1 protein-coding gene is annotated in these 480 nt (G+C 66.0%); it reads right to left on the bottom strand.

Annotation, left to right across the window (positions count from 1 at the left end; all coding sequences use genetic code 11):
- Positions 1-480: aldehyde dehydrogenase family protein (locus tag GVL52_RS28680; protein WP_160012712.1), on the bottom strand; the 480-nt coding region annotated here is incomplete at both ends.

Raw genomic sequence — 480 nt, 5'->3', positions numbered from 1 at the left:
GACCCCGCGCGTTGGCTGCCGGTCAAAGTCACCGCCGCGATCGATGGGCTTTCGATCAACCGGGCCACTGTTTCGTTGTCCACATTCAGGCTGATGAACAGGCCGTCCGGGAAGCCGGCGGCATCGAACGCCTCCACGAGGGCGGTCGCGGAGCCCAGAACATTGGGGGCATGCTTCAGGACGAAGGCGTTACCCGACAGCATGATCGGTGCGGCCGCGCGAATGACCTGCCAGAAGGGGAAGTTCCAGGGCATCACGCCCAGGATCGGGCCCAGGGGTCGGAAGGACACGTACGCCTGGTTGCGTCCCCCGGTCGGCACCGGCTCGTCCGCCAGAAAGGCCGGCCCGTTGTCCGCGATCCAATCGATGGTCGCCGCGCATTTCTCGATCTCGGCACGTGCGGCGGCGATGGTCTTTCCCATTTCCGCAGTGATGAGGGTGGCCAGGGTCTCGGAACGCCCGCGCAGGACAGAGGAGAGC

Origin of the sequence: Rhizobium sp. 18055 (assembly GCF_902706285.1) — a bacterium.
In the GTDB taxonomy this organism is placed as follows: Bacteria; Pseudomonadota; Alphaproteobacteria; order Rhizobiales; family Rhizobiaceae; genus Rhizobium.
The sequence above is the reverse complement of the archived record's forward strand: the minus strand, read 5'-3'. Positions and strand labels throughout refer to the sequence as shown.